General features: G+C 72.9%; 26 protein-coding genes. 21 read left to right on the top strand and 5 right to left on the bottom strand.

Annotation, left to right across the window (positions count from 1 at the left end; translation table 11 throughout):
• Window position 1 precedes the first annotated feature (1 nt).
• On the bottom strand, window positions 2–193 hold the full coding sequence (locus tag AS857_RS35010; protein ID WP_058047499.1) for a hypothetical protein: 192 nt from the start codon (window positions 191–193) through the stop codon (window positions 2–4).
• A gap of 394 nt (window positions 194–587) precedes the next feature.
• On the opposite strand from AS857_RS35010, the gene clpB reads away from it, so the two are divergent.
• Together clpB and AS857_RS35020 are read left to right on the top strand one after the other, a co-directional pair.
• Entirely contained in the window at window positions 588–3,248 is a 2,661-nt protein-coding gene (clpB, locus tag AS857_RS35015) for an ATP-dependent chaperone ClpB (RefSeq protein ID WP_058047500.1), read from the top strand.
• 79 nt (window positions 3,249–3,327) lie between these two features.
• Window positions 3,328–3,879, top strand: coding sequence for a YbjN domain-containing protein (locus tag AS857_RS35020; RefSeq protein ID WP_058047501.1), 552 nt, complete (start codon window positions 3,328–3,330; stop codon window positions 3,877–3,879).
• A 161-nt stretch (window positions 3,880–4,040) separates the two neighbouring features.
• Here the strand turns inward: AS857_RS35020 and AS857_RS35025 are convergent, their stop codons facing one another.
• On the bottom strand, window positions 4,041–5,255 hold the full coding sequence (locus tag AS857_RS35025) for a hypothetical protein (RefSeq protein WP_058047502.1): 1,215 nt from the start codon (window positions 5,253–5,255) through the stop codon (window positions 4,041–4,043).
• Between the two features lie 327 nt (window positions 5,256–5,582).
• On the opposite strand from AS857_RS35025, the gene AS857_RS35030 reads away from it, so the two are divergent.
• From AS857_RS35030 to AS857_RS35040, 3 genes are all read left to right on the top strand, one after another.
• Window positions 5,583–6,752, top strand: coding sequence for an aminotransferase class I/II-fold pyridoxal phosphate-dependent enzyme (locus tag AS857_RS35030; protein ID WP_058047503.1), 1,170 nt, complete (start codon window positions 5,583–5,585; stop codon window positions 6,750–6,752).
• Window positions 6,753–7,145: 393 nt separating this feature from the next.
• Window positions 7,146–7,667: a DUF2617 family protein gene (locus AS857_RS35035; protein WP_058047504.1), complete on the top strand. Its 522-nt coding sequence runs from the start codon at window positions 7,146–7,148 to the stop codon at window positions 7,665–7,667.
• 53 nt (window positions 7,668–7,720) lie between these two features.
• Entirely contained in the window at window positions 7,721–9,304 is a 1,584-nt protein-coding gene (locus AS857_RS35040) for a polyamine aminopropyltransferase (RefSeq protein WP_058047505.1), read from the top strand.
• 46 nt (window positions 9,305–9,350) lie between these two features.
• Here AS857_RS35040 and AS857_RS35045 read toward each other — a convergent pair whose 3' ends face one another.
• The gene (locus tag AS857_RS35045; protein ID WP_058047506.1) at window positions 9,351–10,235 is read right to left on the bottom strand and encodes a helix-turn-helix domain-containing protein; all 885 of its coding nucleotides are present in this window, start codon (window positions 10,233–10,235) and stop codon (window positions 9,351–9,353) included.
• 119 nt (window positions 10,236–10,354) lie between these two features.
• Between AS857_RS35045 and AS857_RS35050 the strand changes: the two genes are divergently transcribed.
• The 8 genes from AS857_RS35050 (at window position 10,355) to AS857_RS35085 (ending at window position 17,854) form a co-directional block, all read left to right on the top strand.
• Window positions 10,355–10,996 carry a DsbA family protein gene (locus AS857_RS35050; RefSeq protein ID WP_058047507.1) on the top strand — a complete coding sequence of 214 codons (642 nt, stop codon included), beginning with the start codon at window positions 10,355–10,357 and terminating at the stop codon, window positions 10,994–10,996.
• Window positions 10,997–11,132: 136 nt separating this feature from the next.
• Window positions 11,133–11,783, top strand: coding sequence for an NAD(P)-dependent oxidoreductase (locus AS857_RS35055; RefSeq protein ID WP_058047508.1), 651 nt, complete (start codon window positions 11,133–11,135; stop codon window positions 11,781–11,783).
• 116 nt (window positions 11,784–11,899) lie between these two features.
• On the top strand, window positions 11,900–12,703 hold the full coding sequence (locus tag AS857_RS35060; protein ID WP_058047509.1) for an SRPBCC domain-containing protein: 804 nt from the start codon (window positions 11,900–11,902) through the stop codon (window positions 12,701–12,703).
• Window positions 12,704–13,059: 356 nt separating this feature from the next.
• A complete protein-coding gene (locus tag AS857_RS35065) occupies window positions 13,060–13,806 on the top strand; it encodes an aldose epimerase family protein (protein ID WP_058047572.1) in 747 nt (248 codons plus the stop codon).
• A gap of 4 nt (window positions 13,807–13,810) precedes the next feature.
• Window positions 13,811–14,353 carry an orotate phosphoribosyltransferase gene (gene pyrE, locus AS857_RS35070; RefSeq protein ID WP_058047510.1) on the top strand — a complete coding sequence of 181 codons (543 nt, stop codon included), beginning with the start codon at window positions 13,811–13,813 and terminating at the stop codon, window positions 14,351–14,353.
• Between the two features lie 207 nt (window positions 14,354–14,560).
• The gene (gene fbaA / locus AS857_RS35075; protein ID WP_058047511.1) at window positions 14,561–15,583 is read left to right on the top strand and encodes a class II fructose-bisphosphate aldolase; all 1,023 of its coding nucleotides are present in this window, start codon (window positions 14,561–14,563) and stop codon (window positions 15,581–15,583) included.
• Between the two features lie 157 nt (window positions 15,584–15,740).
• Complete coding sequence (locus AS857_RS35080; protein WP_079110935.1) at window positions 15,741–17,366, top strand: MFS transporter; 1,626 nt, start codon at window positions 15,741–15,743, stop codon at window positions 17,364–17,366.
• Window positions 17,367–17,440: 74 nt separating this feature from the next.
• Window positions 17,441–17,854: a DUF3151 domain-containing protein gene (locus AS857_RS35085; RefSeq protein WP_058047513.1), complete on the top strand. Its 414-nt coding sequence runs from the start codon at window positions 17,441–17,443 to the stop codon at window positions 17,852–17,854.
• Between the two features lie 98 nt (window positions 17,855–17,952).
• On the opposite strand, the gene AS857_RS40540 is transcribed toward AS857_RS35085, so the two are convergent.
• The gene (locus AS857_RS40540; RefSeq protein ID WP_173864875.1) at window positions 17,953–18,120 is read right to left on the bottom strand and encodes a hypothetical protein; all 168 of its coding nucleotides are present in this window, start codon (window positions 18,118–18,120) and stop codon (window positions 17,953–17,955) included.
• A gap of 333 nt (window positions 18,121–18,453) precedes the next feature.
• Between AS857_RS40540 and AS857_RS35090 the strand changes: the two genes are divergently transcribed.
• The 8 genes from AS857_RS35090 to AS857_RS35115 all read left to right on the top strand — a co-directional run bounded on the left by AS857_RS35090 (window position 18,454) and on the right by AS857_RS35115 (window position 24,400).
• Entirely contained in the window at window positions 18,454–19,146 is a 693-nt protein-coding gene (locus AS857_RS35090) for a helix-turn-helix domain-containing protein (protein WP_338058296.1), read from the top strand.
• A complete protein-coding gene (locus AS857_RS42170) occupies window positions 19,082–19,369 on the top strand; it encodes a Scr1 family TA system antitoxin-like transcriptional regulator (RefSeq protein WP_338058297.1) in 288 nt (95 codons plus the stop codon). Before AS857_RS35090 ends, AS857_RS42170 begins: the two co-directional genes overlap by 65 nt.
• On the top strand, window positions 19,308–19,460 hold the full coding sequence (locus tag AS857_RS41730; RefSeq protein WP_245700774.1) for a DUF397 domain-containing protein: 153 nt from the start codon (window positions 19,308–19,310) through the stop codon (window positions 19,458–19,460). Before AS857_RS42170 ends, AS857_RS41730 begins: the two co-directional genes overlap by 62 nt.
• A 49-nt stretch (window positions 19,461–19,509) precedes the next feature.
• Entirely contained in the window at window positions 19,510–20,337 is an 828-nt protein-coding gene (locus tag AS857_RS35095) for a tryptophan 2,3-dioxygenase family protein (protein WP_245700775.1), read from the top strand.
• Entirely contained in the window at window positions 20,330–21,556 is a 1,227-nt protein-coding gene (kynU, locus tag AS857_RS35100; RefSeq protein WP_058047516.1) for a kynureninase, read from the top strand. The genes AS857_RS35095 and kynU overlap by 8 nt, the downstream gene beginning before the upstream one ends.
• On the top strand, window positions 21,553–22,314 hold the full coding sequence (locus AS857_RS35105; protein WP_058047517.1) for an alpha/beta hydrolase: 762 nt from the start codon (window positions 21,553–21,555) through the stop codon (window positions 22,312–22,314). Before kynU ends, AS857_RS35105 begins: the two co-directional genes overlap by 4 nt.
• Window positions 22,315–22,409: 95 nt before the next feature.
• Window positions 22,410–23,744: a sensor histidine kinase gene (locus AS857_RS35110; protein WP_420824006.1), complete on the top strand. Its 1,335-nt coding sequence runs from the start codon at window positions 22,410–22,412 to the stop codon at window positions 23,742–23,744.
• Window positions 23,741–24,400 carry a response regulator gene (locus AS857_RS35115; protein ID WP_058047518.1) on the top strand — a complete coding sequence of 220 codons (660 nt, stop codon included), beginning with the start codon at window positions 23,741–23,743 and terminating at the stop codon, window positions 24,398–24,400. The genes AS857_RS35110 and AS857_RS35115 overlap by 4 nt, the downstream gene beginning before the upstream one ends.
• A 61-nt stretch (window positions 24,401–24,461) precedes the next feature.
• Here the strand turns inward: AS857_RS35115 and AS857_RS35120 are convergent, their stop codons facing one another.
• Window positions 24,462–25,439, bottom strand: coding sequence for a diacylglycerol kinase family protein (locus AS857_RS35120; protein WP_079110938.1), 978 nt, complete (start codon window positions 25,437–25,439; stop codon window positions 24,462–24,464).
• Window positions 25,440–25,509: the final 70 nt, after the last annotated feature.

Below are 25,509 nucleotides of genomic sequence, written 5' to 3' on the forward strand. Positions count from 1 at the left end.
CTCAGGCGAGCTCGGACGTCTCCAGGTCGAAGGCGAAGGGAGGGGGAAGGGGGAGGAGTCTCCCGTACGCCACGGAGCGGCTTTCGGCGTAGCCCTCCGCGGACGGGGCGCCCCGGAAGAGGCGTTTCTCGTGCGGCGCGAACGTGGCGTCGGGGATCACGTGGTCCGGCGGGCTGCCGGCTGCCCCCGGCATGGTCAGTCCTTTATGGCCCGAGCGGGTCCAGGAAGAGCTCCAGCAGGATGTCGTTCTGCACGGGTATGAGTCTTGTCGGCCCGCCGCGGAGGCGGTGAGAGGTCCGGGAACATGCGCCTGGAAGGGCGGTCGCCGAACACCCCTGCGAGGCTCTGTGTCCCCGCAGCCGTCCGGCCGCGGAGCGGCGCGTCGCCCCTCCCGGGCGGACCATGGGTAGTGGTCCGGGAAGGGCCCGCCCGGCCGGATTCGGCCGGGTCCGTGCCCGGTGGCGCTGGCGCGCCGAAGGTTGAGTGGAATAGGCTCAACTTATCGCATGTTGCCCTAGGCAGGGTGGCTGGCCGTCGAGGCAAGGCCACCGGGACAAGGCCGCCGAGACAAGGAGGAGCGCACCGTCGTGGATGCCGAGCTGACCAACAGGAGCCGGGAGGCGCTGAGCGGGGCCAGTGAGCGGGCCGTGTCGGCCGGGCATGCCGATATGACGCCCGTGCACCTGCTGCTGGCGCTGCTCGCCGGGCAGGACAACGAGAACATCATGGACCTGCTGGCCGCCGTCGAGGCCGATGCCGCCGCGCTGCGGTCGGGCGCCGAGCGGCTGCTGGCGGCGGAGCCGAGCGTGCGGGGCGCGACCGTCGCGCCGCCGCAGCCCAGCCGCGAGCTGCTCGCCGTCATCGCCGACGCGTCGCAGCGCGCCCGCGAGCTGGGCGACACCTACATTTCCACCGAGCACCTGCTGATCGGCCTCGCCGCCAAGGGCGGCCGCACCGGCGAGCTGCTGGATCAGCAGGGCGCCTCCGCACGGCGTCTGCTGGATGCGTTCGAGACCGCGAGGGGCGGGCAGCGAGTGACCACTGCCGATCCGGAGGGCACGTACAAGGCCCTGGAGAAGTTCGGTGCGGATCTGACCGCGGCCGCCCGCGAGGGCCGGCTCGACCCCGTCATCGGGCGGGACACCGAGATCCGCCGCGTGGTGCAGGTCCTCTCGCGCCGTACGAAGAACAACCCCGTCCTCATCGGCGAGCCCGGCGTCGGCAAGACGGCCGTCGTCGAGGGCCTCGCGCAGCGGATAGTGAAGGGCGACGTCCCCGAGTCGCTGCGCAACAAGCGCCTGGTCTCCCTCGACCTGGGCGCGATGGTGGCCGGCGCGAAGTACCGGGGCGAGTTCGAGGAGCGGCTGAAGACCGTCCTGGCCGAGATCAAGGCCAGCGAGGGCCAGATCATCACCTTCATCGACGAGCTGCACACCGTCGTGGGGGCCGGCGCCGGCGGCGACTCCGCCATGGACGCGGGCAACATGCTCAAGCCCATGCTGGCCCGTGGCGAGCTGCGCATGGTCGGCGCGACGACGCTGGACGAGTACCGCGAGCGGATCGAGAAGGACCCGGCCCTGGAGCGCCGCTTCCAGCAGGTGCTGGTCGCCGAGCCCTCCGTCGAGGACTCGATCGCGATCCTGCGCGGGCTGAAGGGCCGCTACGAGGCCCACCACAAGGTCCAGATCGCCGACTCCGCCCTGGTCGCCGCCGCCACCCTCTCCGACCGCTACATCACCTCCCGCTTCCTGCCCGACAAGGCCATCGACCTCGTCGACGAGGCGGCCTCCCGGCTGCGCATGGAGATCGACTCCTCGCCCGTCGAGATCGACGAGCTCCAGCGCGCCGTGGACCGGCTGAAGATGGAGGAGCTCGCCCTGTCCAAGGAGTCGGACGAGGCCAGCAAGCAGCGCCTGGAGAAGCTGCGCCGCGACCTCGCCGACAAGGAGGAGGAGCTGCGCGGCCTGACCGCCCGCTGGGAGCGCGAGAAGCAGTCCCTGAACCGGGTGGGCGAGCTCAAGGAGCGCCTGGACGAGCTGCGCGGCCAGGCGGAGCGCGCCCAGCGCGACGGCGACTTCGACACCGCCTCCAAGCTGCTCTACGGGGAGATCCCCGGCCTGGAGCGCGAGCTGGAGGCGGCGGCCGAGGCCGAGGCGGAGGCCGAGCAGGATGCCGCCGCGAAGGACCTCATGGTCAAGGAGGAGGTCGGCCCGGACGACATCGCCGACGTCGTCGCCTCCTGGACCGGCATCCCGGCCGGCCGTCTGCTGGAGGGCGAATCGCAGAAGCTGCTGCGCATGGAGGAGGAGCTGGGCAAGCGGCTCATCGGCCAGGCCGAGGCCGTGCAGGCCGTCTCCGACGCGGTGCGCCGCTCGCGCGCCGGCGTCGCCGACCCCGACCGGCCGACCGGCTCGTTCCTCTTCCTCGGCCCGACCGGCGTCGGCAAGACCGAGCTGGCCAAGGCCCTCGCCGACTTCCTCTTCGACGACGAGCGGGCCATGGTCCGCATCGACATGAGCGAGTACAGCGAGAAGCACTCGGTCGCCCGTCTGGTCGGCGCGCCCCCCGGCTACGTCGGCTACGAGGAGGGCGGGCAGCTCACCGAGGCCGTCCGCCGCCGCCCGTACAGCGTCGTCCTGCTGGACGAGGTCGAGAAGGCCCACCACGAGGTCTTCGACATCCTCCTGCAGGTGCTGGACGACGGGCGCCTCACCGACGGCCAGGGCCGCACCGTCGACTTCCGCAACACCATCCTCATCCTCACCTCCAACCTTGGATCCACCTATCTGGTGGACCCCCTGCTCAAGGAGGACCAGAAGCGGGAGAAGGTCCTGGAGACCGTACGGGCCTCCTTCCGGCCCGAGTTCCTCAACCGCCTCGACGACCTGGTGGTCTTCCACCCCCTCGGCGTGGACCAGCTGGAGCGCATCGCCGCCCTCCAGATCGGCCACCTCCAGCGCCGCCTCGCCGACCGCCGGCTCGTGCTCGACGTCACGCCCGGGGCCATGCGCTGGCTCGCCACCCTCGGCCACGACCCGTCCGCCCCGGACGGCGCCGCGCCCGACCTCGCCTACGGCGCCCGGCCGCTGCGCCGCCTGGTCCAGACGGCCATCGGCGACCGGCTCGCCAAGGCCATCCTCGGCGGGGAGGTCCACGACGGGGACACGGTGCGGGTCGGCATCGCCGCGGACGGTGACGGGCTGACGGTGGTCCCGGTGGGGGCGGAGGAGCTCGCGAAGACGCCGTGACATCCGTCCGGGCGGGGGTTGCCAGCCCCCGCCCGGGATGGGGGAGGATGGCGTGAGACCGTACGAAGGGAATAACACGGTGAGCATCGACCCGTCCTCGATCCCGAATTTCGGGGGACAGCCCGAACCGCAGCCTGAGGCGGGCCCGACCGGCCCCGTCATCCCCGACCAGGACCTGGTCAAGCAGCTCCTCGACCAGATGGAGCTGAAGTACGTCGTGGACGACGAGGGTGACCTCGCCGCCCCGTGGGAGCAGTTCCGCACGTACTTCATGTTCCGGGGCGAGGAGGAGCAGCAGGTCTTCTCCGTGCGGACGTTCTACGACCGCCCGCACGCCATCGACGAGAAGGCCCGCCTGCTGGAGGCCGTCGACGACTGGAACCGCCGCACGCTGTGGCCGAAGGTCTACACCCACACCAACGACGACGGCACGGTCCGCCTGATCGGCGAGGCGCAGATGCTGATCGGCGTGGGCGTGTCCCTGGAGCACTTCGTCTCCAGCACGGTCAGCTGGGTCCGCGCGTCCATCGAGTTCGACAAGTGGCTCGTCGAGCAGCTGGGCCTGGAGGCGGACGCGGAGTCGGGCGACGACAAGCCGGACGACGAGCCGCCGCACCCCACGTCCGCGTGATCGCCTCCCGGCGGGGGCCCGTGGCTTTTGCGGCGCCCCACGCCGGAGGGTTCTTCGGCTGACGCCGGTCGGCACCGCCGGGCTGCGCCGCGACGGCGCGCGACCCCCACCGGGGTGCCCGGCGGTGCAGAGCCGGCCGCAGCCCCGCGGCACCGCCGCCCTCACATCGGCATCCGCGCCACCGTCAGCAGGTACGTCCCGTAGAAGAACGACAGCCCGGCCATGGCCGTGACCGTCGTCAGAAGGGTGCGGCGCCGCGCGCGCGTCAGTGCCAGGGCCGCCGGGAGCAGCAGGGGGAACGCCGGCATCAGGAACCGCGGCTTGGACGCGAAGTAGCTCGATCCGCCGACCGCGATGACGACGAGCACGAGCGTGTAGACCAGCAGCGCCGCGTGCGGCCGCGGGGGCTCCAGGAGCAGCAGGGCCAGCGCGACGAGCGCGACGGCGATGACGGCCACGGTCATGTAGTAGGCCATGGAGTCCCGCCCGGTGATCAGGTGCCGGACGAACCGCAGCGCGTCCCGCCCGAAGTCGAACCGCGAGCCCCACAGCCGCTGCACTTCGAAGTAGCCGAACAGGCCGTTGCCGGAGCGGTATCCGGCCCAGACGACGTAGCCGGTCCAGCCGAGCGGGGCGAGGGCGGCGCCCGTCCACACCCGCGGGTTCCTGCGGGCCTCCGGCTGCCGCCACAGGGTGTGCGCGGTGACGCAGACGACGGCCGCGGCCACCGCGATGCCGTTGGGCCGGGAGAGCCCGGCGAGCAGGGAGAGCGCTCCGGCCCACAGCGGCCGTCCGGTGATCAGCGCGTAGAGCGCCCACGCCGCGAACGCGGTCATCAGCGGCTCGGTGTAGGCCATGGACTGCACGATCGCGTGCGGCAGCAGCCCCCACAGCACGACGAGGAGCGTCGCCGTCGTGCGCCCGTACAGGCGCTCGCCGAGCGCGTAGATGCCCCAGGCGGCGAGCACGGCCGACAGCCAGGCGACGAACAGGCCCGCGCCGACGACGCTGAGCGGGGTGACGGTGGAGACGGCCCGCACCAGGCCGGGGAAGAGCGGGAAGAACGCGAGGTCGTTGAAGACGACGCCGCGGGTGGTGGGCGAGGGGAGGATCAGGCCGTAGCCGTGCCGGGCGATGCCGGCGTACCAGATGCCGTCCCAGGAGTGGCCGAGCAGCGTGCGCGGGTGGCGGCCGATCCACCAGGCCCAGGCGGCCATCGTCGCCATGCCGGTCAGCCGGGCCGCCGCGTAGAACGCGAGGGCGGGCGCCGCCCTGCGCAGGGCGGCCCGCGCCCGCTCGGCACGGCGGACGCGGGCGTTGCCGGACGCGGGGCGCGGCTCCGGCGCCCGGACGGGCACGGCGGTGTCGGCTGACACGGGGGGACCTCCGGCATCCTCGGCCTCTCGGCCTCGGCTTCTGGGCCTTCTCGGCACCCGTGACCGGGCCTCGGCGGCACCTGTGACTGGGCCTTGTCGGCACCTCGACCTTGCGGCGCCCGTCGCGCGCGCGCGAGCGGGAGCGCCCGTAAGCGGTGCGCCTTCCACCCGCTCGGCGGGCAGCGCGGAGTGTCTGCGCGGTCCGCGCCGCACCGTGTGCTGTGGCGGGTGTGAGCGGGTGCGGCCCCCGTGGCGTGCCCTGTGCCCGCGTGCACCCGCCTGCATATCGTGAGGCCGGCTCAGGAACCGACAGGGAAGCGGGATCGCATGAACAAGGACTGGAGCCCGGCCGCCCGGGTGCAGGGCCTCGGCACCTCGGTCTTCACGGAGATGACGGAGCTCGCGCGGCGCACGGGGGCGGTCAATCTCGGCCAGGGCGTGCCGGAGCTGCCGTCTCCGCCCGGCCTGCTGAAGGAGGTCTCGGCGGCGGTCCTGGCGGGCAGCAACCAGTACCCGCCGGCCGCCGGTTTCCCCGTGCTGCGCGAGGCGGTCGCGGCGCACCAGTCCCGGCGCTACGGGCTGGAGTACGACCCGCAGGACGAGGTGCTGGTGACGACGGGGGCGACGGAGGCCCTCGCCTCGGCGCTGCTCGCGCTGTGCGACCCGGGCGACGAGGTGCTGGCCTTCGACCCCTGCTACGACGCCTATCCGGCGGGCGCCCGCTTCGCCGGCGCGAAGGTCGTCGGGGTCCCGCTCGCCGAACAGGGCGACACCTTCGTGCTGGACGCGGACGCGCTGCGGGCCGCCGTCACCCCGCGCACCCGCGTGCTGATGCTCAACAGCCCGCACAATCCGACGGGGAAGGTCTTCACCGCCCGGGAGCTCGGGGTCATCGCGGCGCTGTGCCGCGAGCACGGGCTGACGGTGGTGACGGACGAGGTGTACGAGCACCTCGTCTACGACGGCGTGCGGCACGGGACGATCGCCGCGCTGGAGGGGATGCGCGAGCGTACGCTGACCATCTCGTCGGCGGGCAAGACGTTCAACGTGACCGGCTGGAAGGTCGGCTGGGTGTGCGGGCCGGCGGAGCTCGTCCGGGCGGTCGGCGCCGCCAAGCAGTTCCTCACGTACGCCTCCGGCACGCCCTACCAGGAGGCGCTCGCGCGGATGCTGGGCGGCGTGGAGGAGTGGGCGGCGGAGCTACGGCGCACTCTGCAGCGCAATCGCGACCTGCTGAGCCGGGGGCTGGCGAGCGCCGGATTGCGCCCCTATCGCGCGGAGGCGGGGTATTTCCTCCAGGCGGACATCCGCGCGTGGGGGTACTCGGACGGCGTGCGATTCTGCCGTGAACTCCCGACGCGCGCCGGGGTGGTGGCCATTCCCACGGCCGCCTTCAATCTGCGCCCCGATGCGCCGTCCTATCTCGTGCGTTTCTCGTTCTGCAAGCGTGAGGATTCGGTGATTTCGGCCGTGGAGAAGCTGGTGAACGCGGCCTGAACCCGCCCGGCCCGCGGATTTGCGGCCGTCCCATGCTTGATCGCATATGCATCCGGCGGGTTCTGCCGAGCCCGCCGGACCGCAAAGATTCTGAACAGTTGAACTGCTCGGCCCTCGCGTGGATGGAAAGCACGATGAGATGGGTAAAAACGCTGTGGGCGCTGCTCATTTCATGATTCCCTCTCATTCAGGGACACGTGTCGGGACGACGACTCCCCGGCAGGCTCCGTCGGAGGCTGCGGGGAATCCCGTAATCACCGTCCCCGGACCCACGGAAACAGCTCATATGTGGGCATGAGCCGGCGCACTCGAAGACTCTGGTCCTCGTCCGAAGACTCTGGTCCTCCCCGGCGGGCCGGCCCACCCTCCACTGCGTGCTTGCGGAGCCGACCCATGCTCACCACCCTCAAGACCACCTACACCGACACCCGTGCCGCCGACCTCGCCTGGTGCCTGGGCAAGGACCCCCTCCCGGCGCTGGCCGTGCTCGATCTGCAGCTCGCCGGCTCCCAGGTGCAGCTGCGTCTGCTGGGCGCCTCCCACCAGGTCCTGCTGGAGGAGGACGACGGCGTCTGCTCGGAGACGGTCGCCTGCCTGCCGGGCAGCGCCACCCCGCTGCCGCTGGGGGTCGCCAAGCGCATCGGGGCCTGGGAGTACGAGTTCGCGGCCCGGATAGAAACGCTCTCGCAGGGCTCCTTCGCGGGCCGTGCGCAGGAGCTCCTCGCCCTGGTCGCGGAACACCCCTACGGCCTGGCCGGCACCTTCCCGGGCAGCCCGCACGCCTTCACCGCGCTGCTCGCGCAGCGGTGCGACGGCCAGGTCAGCTGGCGCACCTGGCACGCCTATCCCCAGGAGGGGCGGCTGGTCGCGACGCGGACGAGAGTGGGGGCACGGACGGCGGCGGCTCTCTCGTAATAGACCCTTGTGGGTGACAAAGGGTTGCCGTTTCGTAACGTAGCGTTCGCAACATGATCTACCGCCCGGTACCGGCGCGGCTGCCGGTGACGGCCGGGCTCGGCCGCTTCGTGGTGCTGACCACCGTCTTCGTCTGCGCCGCCTGCGGGCTGGTGTACGAGCTGGAGCTGGTCGCGCTGGCCTCGTATCTCATCGGCGACTCCGTCACCCAGGCGTCCGTCGTGCTGTCCGTCATGGTCTTCGCGATGGGCATCGGCTCGCTGCTCGCCAAGCGCCTGCGCAGGCGCGCCGCCCTGGGCTTCGCCGCCGTCGAGGCCGCGCTGGCACTCATAGGCGGCCTGTCGGCCATGGCGCTCTACGCCTGCTTCGCCTGGTTCGGTCAGGCGCGGCCGGCCCTGGTCGGCTTCTCCCTCGCCATCGGCGTGCTCATCGGCGCCGAAGTGCCCCTGCTGATGACCCTCATCCAGCGCATCCGCCGCCAGGACGCGGGCGGCGCCGTGGCCGACCTCTTCGCCGCCGACTACGTGGGCGCCCTCGTCGGCGGCCTGGCCTTCCCCTTCCTCCTCCTGCCCGTGCTCGGGCAGTTGACGGGCGCCCTGCTGACCGGCGGCGTCAACGCCGTCGCGGGCGGCGCCCTCGTCCTGTGGCTCTTCCGCGGCGACCTGAGCGTCCGCACCCGCTGGGCGCTCGTCGCCGCCAACGGCCTCGTCCTCACGCTCCTCGCCACCTGCTCGGCCCTCAGCGGCCCCTTCGAGCGGGCCGCGCGCCACGCCGTCTACGGCGGCGACGTCCGCGTGGCCGTCCAGTCCGGGGTCCAGGAGGTCGTCCTCACCGGCGGCGGCGCGAGCGGCAAACCGCTCTCCCTCTTCCTCGACGGCCGCCTCAGGGTCAACAGCGACGACGAATTCCGCTACCACGAAGCCCTCGTCCACCCCGCGATGCACGGCCCGCACGGCAGGATCCTCGTCCTCGGCGGCGGCGACGGCCTCGCCGTCCGCGAGATGCTGCGCTACGGGGACGTCGCCTCGGTGACCGTCGTGGAAGTCGATGCGACGGTGCTGCGCCTGGCCCGCACCGATCCCGACCTCGTCGCCCTCAACCACGCCGCCTACCGCGATCCGCGGGTGCGGCTCGTCACGGGCGACGCCTTCGAGTGGCTGCGCTCCCTCCCGCCCGGCGAGGCCTCCTTCGACGTGATCGTCTCCGACCTCCCCGACCCCGGCATCACCCCCAGCACCAAGCTCTACTCCCAGGAGTTCTACGGCCTGGTGGAGCGGTGGCTGGCCCCCGGCGGGCGGCTCGCCGTCCACGCCGGCACGCTCGGCTCCCGCCCCCGCGTCTTCTGGACGGTCGATGCGACGATCCGCTCGCTCGGGCTGTACAGCAGGGCCTACCGGGTCGAGGGCAACGGCTTCCCCGGCGGCCCGGACCGCGTCCCTGCGCGCAGCGGCAAGGACGAGGACTGGAGCTTCCTGCTCGCTGCCCGGGAGCCGCTGCCGCTGCAGCTCCCCCCGGCGCGGCCCCCTCTGCTCTCCCTCGACCGCGAGGGCCTGACGGCGGCCGGGCGGTCGGCCGAGCGCAGCCGCGAGGCGGGGCTGCGGCCGTCGACGCTGATGCATCCGCGGTACGGGGAGTGAGGGGAGTGAGGGGCCTGCGAAGCCGAGAGGTTATGAGGCCGAGAAGTTACGAGGCCGCGGGGCCGCGCATGCGGCTGCGGAAGGCGCCCGGTGAGCACCCCTCCCGGTGCTGGAAGAACTTGGAGAAGTTCGCCGCGTCGTCGAAGCCGATCCGGCCCGCGATCCGGGCCGCGGGCAGCCCGCTGTGCGCGAGCAGCCGCTTGGCCTCCAGCATCACCCGCCGGTCGATGAACTCCTTGGCGCCCACCCCGGCAGCGGCCGTCGTCGCGCGGGAGAGGGTCCGGGAGGAGTAGCCGAGCGCCCGGGCGTAGTCGGCGACCCGGTGGCTGGTGGCGAACTCCCGCTCGACCGCGGCCCGGAAGCGCAGGAAGGCCTCGCCCGGGGCGGGCACCCTGCTGCCGGCGGGGGCCGTCAGGTGTGCGAGCCGCAGCACCAGCACGGACAGCAGGTGGCGCAGGACGTCGGTGTGCACGTCGGCGGGCAGGCCGGCGCCCGTGCGGAAGTCCGCCTCGAGGTGGCCCACGGCGCAGAAGACGGCCTCGCGGTCCTGGCCGACCGGCTGCCACACCACCGGTCGGAAGGGGTCGTCCGCCACCGCCGCGACGGGGCTGCCGGGCGGCAGGAAACCGGGCTGGACGAGGACGACCGTGCCCTCGATCCGCTCCGGGTCGCCGAACTGCTGCACCTGCCCGGGGCGCACCCACAGCACCGAGCCCTCCTCGAGCCAGTGGCCGGTGAAGTCCACAGTGTGCGCGGTCGCGCCGGAGCGGACGACGACGATCTGGTGGAAGTCCAGCCGCTGCGGGGTGCCCAGGAGGCCCTCGGGGGCGCGGGTGCGCAGCTCGGCCACCGGCATCACCTCGACGCCGGCGGGCGTGCCGGGCGGGGCCTGGTAGGCGAGCTCGATGATGTCGTGTCGCTTTTTCACCATGGTGAGACGCGAGCTTACCTGTTTATGGGCGAAAAACGCCTTTAGCGTGGTCGTAACGCACAAGACAGTGCGGGCCACACGCACAAGGCAGTGCGGCCGAGAGAAATGCAGGGACGGACATGGCACGGCAGAAAGACACCGCCGCACGGCACCGGCTGACGTACGCCTTCGACGCCTATTGCGGCTGGTGCTACGGCTTCGGCCCCACCATCCGGGAATTCGCGGAGGCGAATGCCGACCGCATCGAGCTGACGGTGCTCAGCGGCGGGCTGTTCACCGGCCCGCGGGCGCAGCCGGTGTCCGCATATCCCTACATCCCCCAGGCGGACGCCCGGATCGGCGAGCTGACCGGCGCGGTCTTCGGCCCGGGCTACGCCGAGGCCTTCGCCGACGGCACGGCCGTCCTGGACTCGGCCGCCGCCGCGACGGCCCTCGCCGCGCTGCGCGAGCAGGCCCCCGAGCGGACACTGGAGTTCGCGGGTGCACTGCAGCGCGCCTGGTACGTGGACGGGCGGAGCCTGTCCGACCCGGAGACGGTGCGGGCGGTCGCGTCCGGGCTCGGCGTGGACGCCGACGCGGCCGCCGCAGCCTTCGCCGACCCGGCCACGCGGCGCGCGGCGGAGGCGGAGTTCCGGGAGGTCCGGCGGCTGGGCGTCGACAGCTTCCCGACGCTGCTGCTGCACACGTCCGGCGGGCTGCGGCGGCTCGGCGGCCCGACGACCAGCGCCCGCGGGCTCACGCGGGCTCTCGACCAGCACTGATCCCCCCTACTTCACCGGTGCTGCTCCCCTCCCCCCCCCACACACCCACAGAGCAGTACTGATCCCCCCCACTTCAGCAGACCTTGCACTGCACTTCAGCAGACCTTGCACTGCACTACTTGAGGAGAAGAACCCCATGGCGAAGATCGCCCTCTTCGGCGCCACCGGCACCATCGGCAGCCGCGTCCTGCGCGAGGCCCTCGACCGCGGCCACCAGGTCACGGCCGTCGTCCGCGACCCCGCGAAGGTCACCGAGAAGCACGAGAACCTGACCGTCACCACCGGTGACGTCCTCGACCCCGCGTCCGTCCAGGCCGTGGCCGAGGGCCAGGACGTCCTCGTCAGCGCGGTCGGCGGCGGCGACGGCCCCGGGCACGTCGCGACCATCGAGCCCGCGGCGAAGTCGCTGGTGGCCGGCGTGCGCGCGCTCGGCGACAAGGCGCCGCGGCTGATCGCCGTCGGCGGTGCGGGCTCGCTGCGCACCCCGGACGGCAAGCAGGTCTGGGACGCCGAGGGGCTGCCCGAGTTCCTGCTGCAGATCATGCACGCGCACGGTGACGCCCTGGACTACTACCGCACCGTCACCGACGTGCGCTGGACCAACCTCAGCCCCGCGGGCCTCATCGAGCCGGGCGAGCGCACGGGCACGTACCGCACGGCCCTGGACGACCTCGTCGTGGACGGGAACGGCAAGTCGCGGATCTCCGCCGAGGACTACGCGGTGGCCCTCGTCGACGAGATCGAGGAGGCGAACCACATCGGCGAGCGCTTCACGGTCGGCGACTGAACCCGGGTGCCGGAGGGGCCGGCGGCTTCCGGTCGCGGCCCCTCCGGACGGCGGTCTCCACGAAAATCCGTCCGGAGAGGCCCTGGTGAGGGGCCTGGTGGGTAGGCTCGCTTGATATGGAGCATGAGGTGTTCGTCCCGTTCCCCGTCGAGGCGGTGCGCCGGGTCCTCGCCGACCCGGCGCGGGTGGCCCGGTGCGTTCCCGGCCTGCACCAGGACAGTGCCGACGCCTCCGGTGAGACCGTCGCCGGGCGGCTGCGGCTGCGCATAGGCGGCTCGACCATCACCTACCGGGGCCATCTGCGGCTGACCGAGCGGGAGGGCGCGTACGAGCTCTCCGGCGAGGGCGCCGAGGTGCGCGGCACCGGCACGGTGGCGCTGACGCTGCGCGGCCGGCTGGCGGAGGCGCCCGGCGGCGCGCGGCTGACGTGCGCCGGGACGGTGACCACCGGCGGCCGGCTGGCGGAGTTCGACGAGAAGACCGCGGAGACGACCGCACGGCGGCTGCTGGACCGTTTCGCCGCGGCCCTGGTGGAGGAGCTGCGCGAGGACGCCGAGGAGGCGGCCGGCGGCGGCCCCCGGCTGGAGGGCGGCAGCGTCTTCGACACGGCCGTCCCGGCGCCCTCCCTCGACCCGTCGGCGGAGGACGACCTCGCGGACGACCTCGCCGACGACGACCTCGACGAGGACGACGTGGACGACGACGAGCCCCCGGCCGAGGCCGCGCACGCCCGCCGCACGATGATCGGCCGCAGCGCCGAGGAGGTCGACCACGCGCCGCCGCGCGGCCGCTACGCCCCCGTCCCGGCACCGGAGGCGGCCTCGGCGACGGCGACCGCCCTGCGGTGGGCGGCCCCCGCCGCGGCCGTGGCGCTGGCGGGAGCGGTCGTGGTCGGCCGCGTGCTGCGCCGCCGCCGCTGACGGGCCGTAGGCGGGCCGTAGACGCAGCGCCGGCGACTGCCGACGGCCGCTGACAACGGGCTGCCGGCAAGCTGCCGATGGCGGCCGACGGCTGCTGACGGCGTGCTGCCTGCAGGCTGCTGACGGTCGGTCGGGCGCCCGCGGACGGTTGCTCCCGGCCCGGTCCGGATGCCCGTGGTGGCGGATGCCTGCGGCGGCGGATGCCCGCGGCGGCCGTTGCCCATAGGGTCGGAACCGTGACGAATGACGTACGCACAGACGACGCCGGTGACCAGCCCGGACGATTCAGCGAGCCCGTCCGGCCGGGGCAGCCGGGGCAGCCGGTCCGGCTCAAGGCCGGCGACGCCGAGCTCACCGTGGATCCCGCACACGGCTGCCGCCTGACCAGCCTCCGCATCGGCGGGACGGAACTCCTGCGTCAGGGCGACAAGTACGGCTGCTTCCCCATGGTCCCGTGGTGCGGCCGGATCGAGCTGGGCCAGTTCCGCAACGGCGGCGAGCGGCACCAGATGCCCGTCAACCACCCGCCGCACGCCATCCACGGCACCGGCCGGGACACGGCCTGGCGTACGGCCCGGGCGGACGACTCCTCCGCCGCCTTCACCTACGACCTCGCCGCCCCCTGGCCGTACCCCGGCCGGGTCACGCAGCTGGTCGAGCTGGCCCCCGACGCCGTCACCCTCACCATGGGCGTGGAGGCGGCGAGCGACTCCTTCCCGGCGCAGGCCGGCTGGCACCCCTGGTTCCTGCGGAACCTCGGCACCGGCGAGGACGTGCGGATCGACTTCGCCCCCGGCTGGCAGGAGGAGCGCGGCGACGACCACATCCCCACCGGCCGCCGCATCGACCCCCTCCCCGGCCCCTGGGACGACTGCTTCGGGATGCCCGACGGCGTCGACGTGACCCTGACCTGGCCCGGCGCCCTTGAGCTGAAGGTGGCGAGCCGCACCGAGTGGGTCGTGGTCTACGACGAGCAGGAGGCGGCCGTCTGCGTCGAGCCGCAGTCCGGCCCGCCCAACGGCCTGAACACCCTGCCCCGCCTCGTCACGCCGATCGACCCGCTGGAGATCTCCACGACGTGGACCTGGCGGACGCTGGCCTAAGCTCATGGGCATGAGCACGCGTGACGCCCTGCTGCAGCAGATCAAGGACAAGGCCGTGGTCCACGGCAAGGTGACCCTCTCCTCCGGCAAGGAGGCCGACTACTACATCGACCTGCGCCGGATCACCCTGGACGCCGAGGCCGCGCCGCTGGTCGGCCAGGTCATGCTGGACGCCACGGCCGACCTGGACTTCGACGCCGTGGGCGGGCTCACCCTGGGCGCCGACCCGGTGGCCACGTCGATGCTGCACGCCGCCGCCGCGCGCGGCCGCAAGCTGGACGCCTTCGTCGTCCGCAAGGCGCAGAAGACCCACGGCATGCAGCGCCGCATCGAGGGCCCGGACATCAAGGGCCGCCGCGTCCTGGTCGTCGAGGACACCTCGACCACCGGCGGCTCCCCGCTGACCGCCGTCGAGGCGGCGCGCGAGGCGGGCGCGGAGGTCGTCGCGGTCGCGACGATCGTCGACCGCGGGGCCGCTTCCGCGATCGAGGGCGCCGGCCTGCGCTATGTGACGGGCTACTCGCTGGGGGACCTGGATCTGTCCTGACCTGCTGTTTCCTGGCGGCGTTCAGGCCCGGGGGTGTGGTTTCACGTGAAACCGCACCCCCTGCGCATGCCCGAGCTCATATGAGCGTGGTGAGCCTCATGTGGAGTAATTCGGGGAGTCTGGGAGTATGGGGGCGACGATGACCGTCGCCCCCTAGGTCAGGGCCCCGAACCACGCCCGTACCCGCACATCACAAGGAGCGGACAGATGCCCATCGCAACCCCCGAGGTCTACAACGAGATGCTCGACCGGGCGAAGGCAGGCAAGTTCGCCTACCCGGCCATCAACGTCACCTCGACGCAGACCCTCCACGCCGCGCTGCGCGGTTTCGCCGAGGCGGAGAGCGACGGCATCATCCAGATCTCCACCGGCGGTGCGGAGTTCCTGGGCGGTCAGTACAGCAAGGACATGGTCTCGGGCGCCGTCGCGCTCGCCGAGTTCGCGCACGTCGTCGCCAAGAAGTACCCGGTGAACATCGCGCTGCACACCGACCACTGCCCGAAGGACAAGCTGGACGGCTACGTCCGCCCGCTGCTCGCGATCTCCCAGGAGCGCGTCGCCGCCGGTCAGAACCCGCTCTTCCAGTCCCACATGTGGGACGGCTCCGCCGAGAAGCTCGACGAGAACCTCGCCATCGCGAAGGAGCTCCTCGCCGAGGCCGTGAAGGCGAAGATCATCCTCGAGGTCGAGATCACCCCGACCGGCGGCGAGGAGGACGGCGTCTCCCACGAGATCAACGACGACCTCTACACCACCGTCTCGGACGTGGAGCGCACCGCCGAGGCGCTGGGCCTGGGCGAGAAGGGCCGCTACCTGCTGGCCGCCTCCTTCGGCAACGTCCACGGCGTCTACAAGCCGGGCAACGTCGTGCTGCGCCCCGAGCTGCTCCGCGACCTCCAGGACGGCATCGCCGCCAAGCACGGCAAGGCCGACCCGTTCGACTTCGTCTTCCACGGCGGCTCCGGCTCCACGGAGGAGGAGATCCGCACCGCGCTGGAGAACGGCGTCGTGAAGATGAACCTCGACACCGACACCCAGTACGCCTTCACCCGTCCGGTGGCGGCCCACATGTTCAAGAACTACGACGGCGTCCTGAAGGTCGACGGCGAGGTCGGCGACAAGAAGACCTACGACCCGCGCACCTGGGGCAAGCTGGCCGAGGCGAGCATGGCCGAGCGCGTCACCAAGGCGTGCGCGGACCTGCGCTCCACGGGCACCAAGCTGAAGTAGCGGCACCAAGCAGAAGCAACGGCCGCCCGTACGGCTTCCAGGGGCCCGGCCCGCTCACCGAGCGGGCCGGGCCCTTCGGCATGGCTGCGCGGGCCTTCGCGCGGCCGTGAGGGCCCTTCGCGTGGCCGCCCGCGCCGGGCCGGGGGATGATCGCGCCATGAGCGACTCCGCACCGGAACCCGGGCGCGGGCCCGGCCCCGGCCCCGAGCCGCCCCCACCCTCACCCCCGTCTTCGTCCCCGTCCTCACCCCCGTCCCCGGCGCAGGCCGCGGCGGCAGGCCGGGACCCCGCGGCCGACGACGGGCCCGCGGTGCGCCTGGGCACCGCCACGGGGCGCGCGGTGCTGCTGACGGCCGTCCTCGGCTCGGGCATGGCCATGCTCGACAGCACCGTCGTCAACGTCGCCCTGCCGCACATCGGCCGGGACCTCGGCGCGGACCTGGGCGGCCTGCAGTGGACGATCAACGCCTACATGCTCACCCTCGCCGGCCTGATCCTGCTGGGCGGTGCGCTGGGGGACCGCTTCGGCCGGCGCCGGATCTTCGTCATCGGCGTGGTGTGGTTCGCGCTGGCCTCGCTCCTGTGCGGGATCGCCCCGAGCGCCGGGGTGCTGATCGCGGCGCGCGCCCTGCAGGGCGTCGGCGGCGCGCTGCTCACCCCCGGCTCGCTCGCCCTCATCCAGGCCGTCTTCCGCCCCCAGGACCGGGCCGCGGCCGTCGGCGCGTGGTCGGGGCTCGGCGGGGTGGCCTCCGCGATCGGCCCGTTCGTCGGCGGCTGGCTGGTGGACGGCCCGGGCTGGCGCTGGGTGTTCCTGATCAACCTGCCGCTGGCGGCGGTGTGCGTGCCCGTGGCCGTGAAGTACGTCCCGGAGACGCGCGACCCGGACGCGGGCGGGCGGTTCGACGTCCTCGGTGCGGCCCTGGGCGCACTCGCCCTCGGCGCGGTGACGTACGCGCTCATCGCCGCCCCCGACAAGGGCGCCTCGGCCTGGGTGATCGGCCCCGCGGTCGCGGGCGTCCTGCTCGGCGCCGCGTTCTGCTGGGTGGAGGCCCACAGGCCCGATCCCATGCTGCCGCTGGAGATCTTCTCCATCCGCCTGTTCTCGTCGATCAACGCGGTGACGGTGTTCGTCTACGCGGCCTTCAGCGGCTTCTTCTTCCTCTCCGTGCTGCAGCTGCAGGTCGTGCTGGGCTGGTCGGCGCTCGCGGCGGGCACGGCCCTGCTGCCCACGACGGTGCTGATGCTGCTGCTGTCGGCCCGCTCCGGGGAGATCGCCCAGCGCATCGGCCCGCGCCTGCCCCTCACGGCCGGGTCGCTGCTGTGCGCCGTCGGCATGGTCCTCATGGTCCGCGTCGACCGCGGCGCCTCGTACTGGACGGACCTCCTGCCGCCGCTCGTGGTCCTCGGCCTGGGCATGACCGCGCTCGTCGCCCCGCTCACCGCGACGGTCCTGGCCTCCGTGGACGTGGCCCGCGCCGGCCTGGCCAGCGGCATCAACAACGCGGCCGCCCGCGCGGCGGGCCTGGTCGCCGTGGCCGCACTGCCCCTGCTGGTGGGCATGGGCCCCGACGCCTACCGCGACCCCGAGGCGTTCGGGGACACCTTCCGCAAGGCGATGTACTGGTGTGCGGGCTCCCTGGTGCTGGGCGCGCTCCTGGCCTGGTTCACGGTCCGCTCCACGTGCCTGCGCGCCCCCAAGCCCACCGGCGAACGGCCCTGCCACCCGGAGGCCGCCTACCACTGCGGCACGGCCTCGCCGCCGCTGGACCCGGGGGACGCGTGAGCGGGCGGACCGCAACGCGAAAAGCCCCCGGTGCCCGGTAACGCAAAGCGCAGGGGAAGGGCAGACTGGAGCGCATGTCCATTCACGAGAACCTGCTCGGGGGCCCGCCCCCGACCCACCTGCCCGACGACCCGGAGCCGCGTGAGCTGCTCGCCTCCGGGGCGGCTCCCGCCGAGGTCGCCGCGAAGTACCCGGCGTCCTCGCTCGCGTGGGCGCAGCTCGCCGACGAGGCGTTCGAGGCCGGCCGGGTCGTCGAGTCCTACGCCTACGCCCGCACCGGCTACCACCGCGGCCTCGACGCACTGCGCCGCAGCGGCTGGAAGGGCCACGGCCCGGTCCCCTTCGAGCACGAGCCGAACCGCGGCTTCCTGCGCGCGCTGCACGCCCTCGCGCGCGCCGCACAGGCGATCGGCGAGCAGGAGGAGTACGAGCGCTGCTCCACCTTCCTCCGCGACAGCTCGCCCACGGCCGCCAACACCCTGGGCTGAGCGGGTTGCGCTGCGCTGAGCTGAGCTGAAAGACCGGCCGGAGCGCCCCGCCTTGTGCGGGGCGCTCCGGCCGGTCGGTGGGCTTACCGTGGGACGCCTCAGACGGGGCTGATCCCGGCTTGAGCCTTGATGGTGTCCACGGCTTCACTGGTGAGAAGCCGAAGCGGCACAACGGTCCACCGGTCGCCCTTGCGCTTGGTGCGCCCGATAGGGACGAATCCATGGTCGCGCCGGAGGTCTCTGACCAGGTGCTCGCCGTGGATCATGCGCTACTTCCCGCCCTCTCGGGCTTGTGGGGATACCGGGCCTGGTGTTCTTCCCGTGCTGCGCCGTAGTCGGCCACGGCTCGCGCGTCGCCGCGTTTCTCGGCCCCCCTGATGGCGCGGGCGAAGATGCGGCACACCGGGCACTCCTCCGGTGTCGGGCAGAGAGGCGGGCCGCTTGAGTGCGGCACAGCAACCGTCATCTTGTTCGATCCTCCGTGTGTCCCGCCCCGAACGGGCGGGCATCAACCGTGAGGCTCAGATTCCACCCTCGTGGTGCCGCTGAGAAGGCTAGTTTGCATGCCAAACACCTTTGGAATGCCGGGGGTTAGGTGCATGGCCGAGGAGTACGAGTCACCCGTCGTGACGTTCGGCGAGGAGATCAAACACGCGCGCGAAGCTCGCGGGTGGTCGCAGGAGAAGCTGGCGGAAGAGCTGCACTTCCGGCAGCCCTACGTCAGCAAGGTCGAGACGGGGCGGCAACTCGCCTCCGCGCAGTTCGCCGAGCAGTGCGACAGGGTGTTCGGCACGCCGGGGGTGTACACGCGGATGCGTCGGCGGGCGGCCGATTGGGGTAACCCCGTCTGGTTCATTCCCTATCTGGAGCTTGAGCGTGAAGCGCGGGCCGTCTGGGACTACTCCACCACGCGTGTAACGGGCATCTTGCAAACGCCGGAATATGCCGAAGCGGTGTTCCGGGCCGCTCATCGGCAAGAGTCAGCAGACTGGATCAAAGCGCGTGTCGAGAAGCGCATGCAGCGCCGCGAGGTATTCGAGCGCAGCGACCCCCTGTCGCTGTCGGTGATCCTTTACGAACCTGCCCTGTGGGCCACTGTGGGTGGCGCGGGCGTCATGAGGGCCCAGCTGCGTCACCTCGTGGCCGAGTCCGAGTCACCGCACATCACGCTGCAAGTGTTCCCGGTCACTGCCGGAACCGTGGTGCGGGGGGGCGCCCTTTACGGTGGTGACTGCCCGGGACGGAACCCACGTCCTGTACGAAGAGACGTATACGCGAGGGCGGGTGGATGACTCGGCGGAAGCGGTTGCCGAGGCGCGGGCGGCCTACGAGCTGCTGCGCACCGATGCTCTTTCGCGCGACGATTCCGTCTCCCTTATTCGACACGTTATGGAGGCGTACACCCATGAGCGCCATATGGAAGAAGTCCAGCTACAGCGAAGCCAACGGCGGTATGTGCGTCGAATGGGCCCCCGCCCTCGCCCCGTCCGGCGTCGTCCCCGTCCGGGACAGTAAGAACCCTGACGGGCCGGTCATAGCCGTTCCGGCCGCAGCGTGGTCCATGTTCATAACGACCCTTGCCGTCAGCACACATCGGCCCGCATGATCGCCGCAGTGGCCCGGCGATCCCGGGAGCGACGGCAGGGGAGACGATGATGACTTCCGACTCACAGGACACCGCACCCAACCTGCACTTCACCGGCACCACCCCGTACGAGGACTACGTGCGGGCCTCGGTGCTCAGCAATCTTCAGGAGCCCCTCTCCGAGGACCCCGGGGAGATGGCCTTCCTCGTCACCACCCAGGTGATGGAGCTCTGGTTCACGGTCATCGTGCACGAGTGGGAGACCGCCGCGCGTGCCCTGCGCGACGACGACCTGCCGGTGGCGATGGCCGCCCTGAAGCGGTCCACGTACGAGCTGATGTCGCTCAATGCTTCGTGGGAGCCGCTGGCCCACCTCACCCCGGCCCAGTTCAACGCCTTCCGCTCGGCCCTGGGTGACGCCTCAGGCTTCCAGTCGGCCATGCACCGCCGCCTGGAGTTCCTCCTGGGCGACAAGTCCGCGTCCATGCTCGTGCCGCACCAGGGCGCACCGCAGATCCACGCCGAGCTGGAGAAGGCGCTGTACGCACCGAGCCTGTACGACGAGGTGTTGCGCCATCTCGCGCGCCGTGGCCACGAGATACCCGAGTCCGTCCTCGGCCGCGACGTCTCCGAGCGGTACGCCGCCGACCCGGCGGTCGAGGTGGTCTGGGAGCGCATATACGCCGGGGACCAGAGCAGCCCGGAGTGCCGGCTGGGGGAGGCGCTGACGGAGGTCGCGGAGCTCGTCTGGCGCTGGCGCAACGACCACTTGGTGGCCACGCGCAGAGCCATGGGCGCGAAGGTGGGCACGGGCGGCTCGCCGGGCGTCGCCTGGCTGGAGAAGCGGGCGACGAAGAACGTGTTCCCCGAGCTGTGGACGGCGCGCAGCCGTGTCTGAGGCGGCCCTGGCCAAGGAGGCCGCGGCGCTCGACGCCGCCGACGGACTGGCCGCCAAGCGCGCCGAGTTCGACCTGGAGGATGACTGCGTCTACCTGGACGGGAACTCCCTCGGTGCCCTGCCGCGCGGCGTCGCCGGACGGCTTTCCGACGTCGTCGGGCGCGAGTGGGGGCGGCTGCGCATCCGGTCCTGGGAGGAATCCGGCTGGTGGACGGCCCCGGAGCGCGTCGGCGACCGCATCGGCCGCTTGGTCGGAGCCGCCCCCGGCCAGGTCGTCGCGGGTGACTCCACGAGCGTCAACGTCTTCAAGGCGGTGGTGGCGGCGATCCGCCTGAGGGACACCGGGTCGCGGGACGAAGTGCTCGTCGACGCCGCCACCTTCCCCACCGACGGCTACATCGCCCGCTCCACCGCCCGCATGACCGGCTGCCGGATCCGTGTCGTCGACGCCGCGGACATGGCCCGCGAAGCCGGTCCCCGCACCGCCGTCGCCCTCGTCAACCACGTCGACTACCGCACCGGCCGCCTCCACGACCTCCCCGCCGTAACCGCGGCCGTCCGCGCGGCCGGGGCCCGCACCGTGTGGGACCTGTGCCACAGCGCAGGCGCGCTCCCCGTCCACCTCGATGCCACCGGGGCGGACTTCGCGGTCGGCTGCACGTACAAGTACCTGAACGGCGGCCCCGGCGCGCCCGCCTTCCTCTACGTGCGCCGCGCCCTGCAGGGCCGTTTCGACTCCCCGCTCCCCGGCTGGAACTCCCACGCCGACCCCTTCGCCATGGACCCCGCCTACGCGCCCGCCGACGGCGCCGTCCGCGGCCGCGTCGGCACGCCGGAGATCCTCTCCCTCCTCGCCCTCGACGCCGCCCTCGACGTCTGGGACGGCGTGGATCTCGCGGCCGTCCGCGCCAAGAGCCTCGCCCTCACGGACTTCTTCCTGCGCTGCGTCGAGGCGTACGTGCCACGGGGCCGCGTCGAGTCCGTGACGCCCGAGGCGCACGGGGAACGGGGCGGCCAGGTGTCGCTGCGCTGCGCCGCGGGCCCCGCAGGGGGTGCCGGTGACGTCATGGCGGAGCTGATCCGCCGCGGTGTCGTCGGCGACTTCCGCCGCCCGGACATCCTCCGCTTCGGCTTCACGCCCCTGTACACGCGTTTCGCGGACGCCGAACGGGCTGCGCGGGTGCTGGCGGAGGTCCTGGAAGGGACTCGGAGGCAGTGACGGCCGAAGAGGACGCCCTGTTCGGCCTGGCGTACGTCCCGCCCGACGAGACCGTCTCCTACGGCCCCCACCCCAGCCAGGTGGTCGACTTCCACCTGCCGGCCGTCCCCACCGGCCTACGGGTGACGCTGCTGCACGGCGGGTTCTGGCGCGAGGCGTACGACCGCCGTCACCTCACGCCCCTCGCGGCGGCCCTGGCCGCGCGGGGCGCGGAGGTCGCCCTGGCCGAGTACCGCCGCGTCGGCGGAGGCGGCGGCTGGCCGCAGACCCTGGACGACGTCATCCGCGCCGTGGGCGTCCGCCTGCGCCCCGGCCGGCCCTCCCGGCACGTGCTCGCCGGTCACTCGGCGGGCGGGCACCTCGCGCTGTGCGCGGCCAGCGGGCACGTCCCGCCGGCCGGAGTGGACGCCGTCGTCGCCGTGGCACCGGTCGCCGACCTCGCCCGCGCGCGGGAGCTGCGGCTGAGCGGGGGCGCGGTGGACGGCTTCCTGGGAGGCGGGCACCACCCGGAGGCGGATCCGGTCCTCCGGGGCCCGGCCCGCGTCCCGGTCACGGTCCTCCACGGCACCGCCGACGCGGACGTCCCGGTCGCCCTGTCCCGGTCCTACGCCGCGGCGGCGCTGCGGCACCCCGGTGCGGACGTCACCCTGCAGATCCTCGCGGGTGTGGGCCACTACACCCCCGTGACACCGGGCACACCGGCCTGCGGAGCGCTGCTGACGGCACTGGGGGCGGGGGATCCGAAGTCCGGTCCGTAGTCCCCCTCCAGGACGGCGTCCGTCTTAAGGAGGACCCTGAGAGATCCCCATTCATGGGGACGTCCTACGAATCGCCGTTGCCTACCGTTGATGGTGTGACCGACACCTATGAGCCCCGCCTGCGCAGTGAGATGCGCATAGCGAGGGGCGCCCTCGACCGGCTCCGCGAGGACCTCTTCCACGACGCCTTCGCCTTCCGGCCGCTGCCGCCGCTCGCCGCGGACCACCGGCTGGTCCGGCTGCTGCCCCGCCGGGCGGCCCGGTACACCCGGTGGTTCCCGCACGCCGCTCTCGCGGCCTTCACCGGCCTGGTCATGCTCGCCACGTTCGCCCGCGAGAGCGGCCTGTTCGGGATGGTCGAGGCGCTGCTCGTCGGCGTGCCGATGCTCATGACGCTCTTCCGGCCGGTCGGTGCCTGGTGGCTGTCCGCCGGGGCCCTCCTCTTCGCCGGAACGCTGGGCGGCGCGTTCGACCGGAGCCCGGCGACGCTCTTCTGCCACCTCTTCGTGATGATGGTCGTCACGCTGCGGACCCGCCCCCGCGTGGCGGCCGAGATGTGGCTGCTGACCGGGGCGGCGGGGGTGTTCATCGGGGTCTTCCTCCAGGCCTTCCGCCCGTACTACTACTCCTTCAGCAGCGAGATGTTCCAGATGATGCTGCTCTCCGGGGTGCTGCTCTTCGCCGTCGCGGCGGTCCGCGGCCTGCGCGAGACCAAGCAGCAGGTCGCCGTCCAGGTGGCCGTCACCGAGGTCGAGCGCTCGCGCCGCACCGTGCTGGAGGAGCGCACGACCATCGCCCGGGAGCTGCACGACGTCGTGGCGCACCACATGTCGGTCGTCGCCATCCAGGCCGAGGCCGCCCCGTACCGGGTCCAGGACACCCCGCCCGAGCTCGCGGCCGCGTTCCAGACGATCCGGGAGAACGCCGTGGCGGCGCTGACCGAGCTGCGCCGGGTCCTCGGCGTCGTGCGCTCGGAGAACCCCGACGCGTTCGCCGACCCGGAGGCCCCGCAGCCCACGCTCGAAGCGCTCCCGGGCCTGATCGAGAACGTCCGCTCCGCGGGTCTGTCCGTCGAGCACGTGACGACGGGCGCCGTGCGGCCGCTGCCGCAGGGCGTGGAGCTGTCGGCGTACCGGATCGTCCAGGAGGCGCTCAGCAACGTCCTGCGCCATGCGCCGGGCGCCGAGGCGCGGGTCGAGGTCAGCTACGTCCTCGGCGGGCTGGGCCTGCGCGTGGTCAACGGCGCGCCGAACCGGCTGGCCAAGCCGTCGCCCGGCGCCGGCCACGGCGTCCTCGGGATGCGCGAGCGCGTCGCGATGCTCAGCGGCGGGATGACCGCGGAGGCGACGGACGAGGGCGGCTACGAGGTCGCGGTCTTCCTTCCGGTCGCTCCGGGCGAGCAGACCTCCGCGGGCGAGGCCGCCGCATGACCATCCGCGTGATGATCGTGGACGATCAGATGATGGTCCGCGAGGGCTTCTCCGTCCTGCTGAACGCCATGCCGGACATCGAGGTCGTCGGCGAGGCCGTCGACGGCAGGCAGGCTGTGGAAAAGGTCGCCACTCTGCGCCCCGACGTCGTCCTGATGGACATCCGGATGCCCGTCCTCAACGGACTGGAGGCCACCCGGGAGATCATCGCCGCCGACGCGGACGCGAAGGTGCTGGTGCTGACCACGTTCGACCTGGACGAGTACGTCTACCAGGCGCTGCGGGCCGGGGCGAGCGGCTTCCTGCTCAAGGACGCCTCGGCGCGGCAGCTCGCGGACGGCGTGCGGGTGGTGGCCGCGGGGGAGGCGCTGCTGGCGCCGACGGTCACCAAGCGCCTCATCCAGGAGTTCTCCCGGCTGGGCGCGCCCAAGCCGCCCACGCAGGAGCGGGTCGGGGAGCTGACCGAGCGGGAGACGGAGGTGCTCGTGCTGGTCGCGCAGGGGCGCTCCAACTCGGAGATCGCCGAGCACCTCGTCGTCGCCGAGTCGACGGTCAAGACGCACGTCAGCCGCATCCTGGTGAAGCTCGGCCTGCGCGACCGCACGCAGGCTGCGGTCTTCGCCTACGAGGCGGGCCTGGTTACACCGGGCGGCTGACCGCCGCCCGGCCCGTCGGGCCCGCCCCTGCCGGCCCCGCCCTCCCGGGGCGGCGCCGGTCCTATCCCCGGGGCAGCACCAGCCGCCACCCCTCCGCGTGCACCGTCCACGTCCGCCTGCGGACCGGGCCCGTGAGGGTGTTGTCCGCCCGGTAGCGGAAGGCCGGGCCGGAGACCGTGATGCGGCGGGCGCGCTGGCGCCGGGGGCGGTCGGCGTCGTGGGTGTGGACGGCGAGTTCCGCCAGGCCGCCGTCCGCGGCCGCCAGGGAGACGCGGGTGACCGGCTGGTCGAGGTCGGTGACGAGCACCCCGTCGGCCTCGATCCGCAGCCGGGTGCAGCCGGGCAGCGGGACGCGCCCCGCGGCCGCCGGACCGGTCAGCAGGGTGAGCGCGGAGCGGGCCGTGCGCGCGGCGGGGGACCACCACGGCTGGTGACTTTCGCCACCTCCGCCGACCACGCTTTCCGCGGTGGCGCAACCCGGGCCGGGGCCGGCGTCCACGGGCTCCACGGCCGTCGCACCGCCCTCGCCGGCCTCCGCGGACCCGTTCGGCCCAGTCACCCCCGCCGGCACGTCCGTCTCGCCGCCGGGTCCGTAGCCGCCCGGGATCCACAGCCCGCCGAGAACGACACCCCCGGCCTCGTCCACCAGTACGTCCAGACGCCGCTCAGTGCCGTCCAGGACGGCCCGGGCGGCGGCGACGGGCCCCAGGGGCACCCCGAGCGTCCGGGCCAGGGAGACGGCCGGCAGGGGCCCCACGGGGACCACGGACACCGGTATGTCGGCCAGCTCGCGGCGGCGCTGCAGGACGCTCACCACGTGCAGCAGGGCGCTGTCGTCGCCGATGACGACCGGCCGCCGCCGGCCGCGCCGGGCCAGGGCGCGCTCGACCTCCTCGGGCCCGTCCGGCAGACAGATTTTGGTCGCTGCGCCGCCGCGGAGCACGTCCCTCGCGATCCGTACGGACTCGCCGTCCACGCGGCGTGCGACCGGGTCGATGACCACGAGCAGAGCCTGCTCGCTGGGGTCTGGAGCCGACACCTCGGTCCTTCCTCAGGTGCTGTTTTTCCCGGGGCACGACCCCCGGGCCCCCGGTCGCGACCCGGGGCCC

The organism is Streptomyces roseifaciens (genome assembly GCF_001445655.1).
Lineage (GTDB): Bacteria > Actinomycetota > Actinomycetes > Streptomycetales > Streptomycetaceae > Streptomyces > Streptomyces aureoversilis.